Raw genomic sequence first — 3,959 nt, forward strand, 5'->3', positions numbered from 1 at the left:
CGGCAGTGATTCCAACCATTGCTGCGAGCTATTTAACATCACCGGATATTCGCTTAATAAGTTAACCCCTTGCCCCCATACTGTAGGCAACACGCGTAACACGGCGAAGGTGGCAATTAAAAAGAACACCAACAAAACTAATGCGCTGGCCAAGCCGCGCCGAAAACCATGATTGGCTAAAAAACTTACCGGCCAATCCAGTAAGTAAGCAAGTACCAAGGCAATTAACAAGGGTGCCAGCAAGCCGCCCATAAAATAAATCAGAATAAAACCAATCAGCAACACCAAGGCCATAGCCACCGCTTCAGGATCGGTAAACATTCTGTGGTACCAATTTGATAAGACTTTAAACATAGTTACTGCATTAATCCTTGTTCGGCTTAGCGGTAATAGTGACGCGGAATACACGGCTATCTTGCTCTACCAATACATCATGACCTAAGCGACGAAAATACTTAGGAATATCGCGCCGAGACCCGCTATCACCGAGTAATAGCTGAAGCTTGTCTCCCGCTTTAGCGGTTTTTAACCAGAGCTTACTTTCCAACAATGGATAGGGGCAAGCATGATCTTGCAAATCGAGGCAAAGCATTTGTATTAATTACCATAAAATACCTAAGACATTATTACAGGCTATTCATCTGGACTCAATTTTTAGCTTTTGAATAACACACAAAATAGCGTTATTCTCGCCATACTGAAGCAAACCTATCGGAATGAAATGACCCGACTAGCTCACTACTTTGTTGCCAGCATGCTGTTCTTCTATGCGCCGCTGATGTCTGCCAACAACCAACTTCCGGAAATTGGCACCGCCGGCGCATCCGCTCTGTCTATCGACAAAGAGGTTATCTACGGCAACGCTTACATGCGGATTATTCGAGCTAGCAGTAAGATGACCAACGATCCGGTGCTGTCGGAATACGTGAGTGAGCTAGGTAATCATTTAGTCGCCAAGGCAGAGCAAGTAAGAACCCCATTCAACTTTTTCTTAGTGACCGACAACGAAATTAACGCCGCTGCCTTTTTAGGTGGCTATGTAAAAATTCATACTGGCTTATTTTTATACGCCGAAACCGAAAGCGAGTTTGCTTCGGTGATTGCCCACGAAATCGCTCACGTGACTCAAAGACACATTGCCCGCAGCATAGAAAACCAAGCGGCGGCACAAAACCTATCGATGGCTGGCATGTTAGGTTCGCTATTATTAGGTATTGCCAACCCAGTGGCTGGTATTGCCGCTCTGCAAGCCACTATGGCTGCGGGGATACAAAACTCCATAAACTATACCCGTGCCAACGAATTTGAGGCGGATAGAATAGGCTTAAGAACCCTAGCCGAAGCAGGCTATGACCCCAGCGGCATGGGCAGTTTCTTTGGCAAGCTCTCCGAAAAGTATCGTTATGCCAGTAAACCGCCGCAAATGCTGATTACCCACCCGCTACCCGATACCCGAGTTAGTGAAGCACGTGCCCGAGCCAATCGCTACCCGCACCGCTTTATCGCGCCTTCGTTATCGTTTCAAATGGCTAAATCCCGAATAATAGTACGCCATGGCACCATGAGCCCCAGCGAAGCTCTGGACTATTATCAGCGAGTATTAGAACGTAAAGAATACCGGATTAAAGAAGCCGCGGAATACGGTAAAGCCTTGGCTTTGTTTGCTTTAGCTCGCTACGCAGAAGCCAAAACAATTATTGAGGGCTTAGCCACCACTTACCCAGACAACTTGTTTATTATCGATACACAAACCGATATCGATATTGCCATGAAAGACTACGACAGTGCAGTAAAACGCTTAAGCGCGGCGCAAACCCGCTACACCAACAATCAGGTTATCGTACTCAATTTAGCCTATGCCTTAAGTGAAAAAGGCCAGCTCAATGAAAGCGCAAAACTCCTCGACCGTTATTTGCGTGATAAACCCAACGATGCACTAGCGTGGGGAGAGCTAAGTAAGACCCAACGGCGCTTAAACAATGTGGCGGCCAGCCATGTCGCACAGGCTGAGTTTCTATCCTTACACTCTGATTACCGCCGGGCCATCGACGAGCTACATAGCGCCTTTAATCTAACTGAAAACAAACTCGAACAAGCGAGGATCCAAGCTAGAATCGAGCAATTTAAGCAGGCCGAACAAGAGCTTGAATCACTCAACTAAGCCTTCAACCAAGGAAATGATATGTCTGATATAAAAATATTACACAACCCACGCTGTTCAAAAAGCCGCCAAACGCTGCAGCTACTACAAGACAAAGGCATTGACCCTGAGGTGATTCTTTACTTGGAAAATGCCCCTTCGGTGCAGCAGCTAATAGATATTCTAAGCATGCTAGCCTTAAGCCCTCGGCAATTAATGCGCCGCAAAGAGCAGTTGTATAAAGAATTAAACCTCGACGATGAGAGCCTCAGTGATGACCAGTTAATTGCCGCCATGCACGCCAACCCTAAGCTGATTGAGCGCCCGATAGTGATTAACCAAGGGCAAGCACGCATTGGTCGACCACCTGAACAGGTACTAGAGATTGTTTAAGCTCAGTAGTTCGGCGCTACTACGCGCCGCTAAAAGCGCCTATCTGGGTTTACTCGCATGGGTGCTACTATGGCACCTATGGCTGTCACCGCCAGTAGACATCCATATCGCATTGATGCTGGTATTTTGGGTGGTTCCCTTACTGTTTCCGCTACGCGGCATACTTGCCGGTAAACCTTATACCTATGCATGGAGCTGCTTTGTATTGCTACTCTACGTATTACACAGCACTACCCTATTAATGGTATCGGAGCAAGAGCGCTGGTTAGCCGCGGTAGAATTGGTATTGGTGCTGTTGGCCTTTTTCTTTGCTTTGCAATACGCCAAATGCCGCGGCAAAGAACTCGGCCTAGGCCTGAAGAAACTCAAAGATAAATCTTAAGTTTATAGTTCCAATATCTCTTTAACGAAAGGAACCGTGAGCTTACGTTGTGCAGTAATCGACGCTTGATCCAGTAAATCCAACTTAGACAATAAGGTTGGCATATCGCGGGACAAGCGTTTCAACAGAAAGCGCGCTACCTCTAAAGGCATTTTCAAACCACGTAATTCGGCGCGTAACTGCAACGCGCTGAGCTTTTGTTCGTCGTCTAGTGCATGAACTTTATAAGTAACGCCCCAATTAAGTCGTGACTGTAAATCAGCCAAGGCAAAGGACAATTGTGGTGCGGGGGCACTGGCAGTAACAATTAATCGGGTGGTCGAAGCCAGTTCTTTACGCCGATTATAAAAATCAAAAATAGCTTCTTCCCAAGCTTTAATGCCAACAATCGCGTCGATATTATCCAAGCACACCAAGGCCATATTTTCTAAGCCTTCAAGCATTTGTGGAGACATGGCGCTATGCATATCAAGGGGAAGATAGGCACTCGCGGCGCCCATATCGGCCATTTCAGTACAACTAGCATGTAATAAATGAGTACGGCCGCAACCTTCACTGCCCCACAAATAGATCATCCGCTCGCCCTTATCGAGGGCTAGATTACGCAGTGCACTTAATAGCTGCTGATTATCCCCTGGGTAAAAACTCACCAAGGTTTCATCATCAGGTAACAGTACTGGAAGTGATAATTGCGGGGAAAAACTCAAACTAATACATTAAAGCTGATACAAGACTGCAGGCATTGTATCAGCTCACTATTAAGATGAGAAATATTTGCTATTGGAAATGATAGTACTTACTGCGGGTTTCGTCTGCTTGCAGCCGAGGTGCGATATCCAGCGCAGCTTTTAAATCTTCCCAAGGGCTTAACAGTTCTACTTCGAAAGTGAAGACATCTTGCTTAACCTGATGCAAAGTTAAGTGAGCCACACTAGGCTGCTGATATAAAAAGCGCTCCAGCTCAACATACTGATTCATCGAATGGATCTGAGCAAAACTCACCAAGGTAGCGGCCTGCTCTCCTTGACTTAACACCACACCATA

7 protein-coding genes are annotated in these 3,959 nt (G+C 46.3%); 3 read left to right on the forward strand and 4 right to left on the reverse strand.

The features are described from left to right. Nucleotides 1-354, reverse strand: a 354-nt coding sequence (locus ACQY6Q_RS00180) for an AI-2E family transporter (protein WP_427976450.1), incomplete at its 3' end; no start/stop codon positions are given. 10 nt (nt 355-364) lie between these two features. Continuing rightward, on the reverse strand, nt 365-592 hold the full coding sequence (locus tag ACQY6Q_RS00185) for a sulfurtransferase TusA family protein (RefSeq protein WP_427976453.1): 228 nt from the start codon (nt 590-592) through the stop codon (nt 365-367). Nucleotides 593-721: 129 nt separating this feature from the next. Between ACQY6Q_RS00185 and ACQY6Q_RS00190 the strand changes: the two genes are divergently transcribed. Genes ACQY6Q_RS00190 through ACQY6Q_RS00200 form a run of 3 tightly spaced genes read left to right on the forward strand, consistent with a single transcriptional unit; the run spans nt 722 to nt 2,915 of the window. Next, nucleotides 722-2,161, forward strand: a complete 1,440-nt coding sequence (locus ACQY6Q_RS00190) for a M48 family metalloprotease (RefSeq protein ID WP_427976455.1) — start codon at nt 722-724, stop codon at nt 2,159-2,161. Nucleotides 2,162-2,182: 21 nt separating this feature from the next. After that, on the forward strand, nt 2,183-2,533 hold the full coding sequence (gene arsC / locus ACQY6Q_RS00195; RefSeq protein ID WP_427976457.1) for an arsenate reductase (glutaredoxin): 351 nt from the start codon (nt 2,183-2,185) through the stop codon (nt 2,531-2,533). Beyond that, nucleotides 2,526-2,915 carry a DUF2069 domain-containing protein gene (locus ACQY6Q_RS00200; RefSeq protein ID WP_427976459.1) on the forward strand — a complete coding sequence of 130 codons (390 nt, stop codon included), beginning with the start codon at nt 2,526-2,528 and terminating at the stop codon, nt 2,913-2,915. Before arsC ends, ACQY6Q_RS00200 begins: the two co-directional genes overlap by 8 nt. A 2-nt stretch (nt 2,916-2,917) precedes the next feature. Here ACQY6Q_RS00200 and hda read toward each other — a convergent pair whose 3' ends face one another. Together hda and ACQY6Q_RS00210 are read right to left on the reverse strand one after the other, a co-directional pair. Beyond that, a complete protein-coding gene (gene hda, locus ACQY6Q_RS00205; protein WP_427976461.1) occupies nt 2,918-3,622 on the reverse strand; it encodes a DnaA inactivator Hda in 705 nt (234 codons plus the stop codon). Between the two features lie 70 nt (nt 3,623-3,692). Beyond that, nucleotides 3,693-3,959 (reverse strand): hypothetical protein (locus ACQY6Q_RS00210; RefSeq protein WP_427976463.1); only part of this gene is annotated, 267 nt, incomplete at its 5' end.

The organism is Agarivorans sp., assembly GCF_050295395.1.
GTDB lineage: Bacteria > Pseudomonadota > Gammaproteobacteria > Enterobacterales > Celerinatantimonadaceae > Agarivorans.